Origin of the sequence: Nostoc sp. LEGE 06077 (assembly GCF_015207705.1) — a bacterium.
Classification (GTDB): domain Bacteria; phylum Cyanobacteriota; class Cyanobacteriia; order Cyanobacteriales; family Nostocaceae; genus Nostoc_B.
The window spans coordinates 1-1,114 of sequence record NZ_JADEWI010000134.1 but is presented as its reverse complement, the minus strand read 5'-3'; the positions used below and the strand labels follow the sequence as shown (position 1 = coordinate 1,114).

Here is a 1,114-nt window from a genome sequence, read left to right as displayed (position 1 = left end):
GTGTCTATCGACATTCGAGGTCATTTTGATTCGGTTTGGGGGATATTTCAGGGAGTTCAGCCTGTGGATTCTGTACGGCAGATGTTGGCACGGTTAAGGGAAACTGTTGACCGTCACATCTGGGTTAGTCGATACGGTATGGGAAATGTGGGCAATGGCTCCACTTCTATGGGTGGATTGTTGCGGAGTCAGGATATCGCAACACAGGCTAATATCGCTCTGTTGTCGGCGGCTGATAATGACGATTATTCTTTCATTGACCAGAACTTCCAGCCTGAATCTTTGCAGACTTGGGGTAAACGAGGTGCTGTCATCAACGTCGAGATGCGCCGCTACCAGGAATTTGTGCTGAAGGGGTTGGAAGCCGATGGCTATACCGTGATTGATGCGGATGATTTTGACCCTGACGAAACCAAGGAAGTGGTTAAAGAAGTAAAAGCGGCTTCCAAGGAATTATATTCTGGTCAATGCCAGGGGGTTTCTGAATCTGATGATGTGTCTGATGCAGAACTCAAGAAATTGCAGGAGAAGCGGGTGAAGACTAAAGAAGAACGGTATCAGCAGCGTAAGGGTGAATTGTCCCGGCGTTATGAAGTTGAAGTGACACCCGAATTAGTCGAGAAAGATGATGACGGCTGGTATCCTCAACTGCGGCTGCACTATTACTTGACTGTGGGGCGACAGTTTTTAGCCAGCCGGGACAGCAAAAGAGCTAAGGCACAGGCTGAGGCTGGGGAGAATGCTATCTGGAAGCCAGATTTTAACAAAGGGCAGATGTTGTCTTCTGTACTGTTGCTGGAAGAATTAAAGCTCTTGCAGTTGCTCAAGCCAGGGGAACAGTTGCGGGGGTCTGATCAAGGGATGCAGGAGTTTAAGGCGATCGCGCTACAGCATCGGTACTTGATCAAAAATTATCTGAACGTGACTGTTTCTGAAAAACTGACACCTGTTGCGATCGCACAAAAGTTGCTGGACAAGATTGATCTGCGGCTATCGTATGTTGGTCGGTTGGGGCCACGGGGTAAGCGGGAGTGTGTTTATAAGTTTGTGGCTCCTGGTGATGGGCGAGATAGGATTTTCAAGCAGTGGTTAAGTCGGGAGTTGGTGTCAGTCA

Annotated in this window: 1 protein-coding gene; it reads left to right on the top strand. The window is 48.6% G+C overall.

What is annotated here, in order from left to right:
- On the top strand, positions 1 to 1,114 hold a 1,114-nt coding region (locus tag IQ244_RS32235; RefSeq protein WP_322746152.1), incomplete at both ends, for a plasmid replication protein, CyRepA1 family.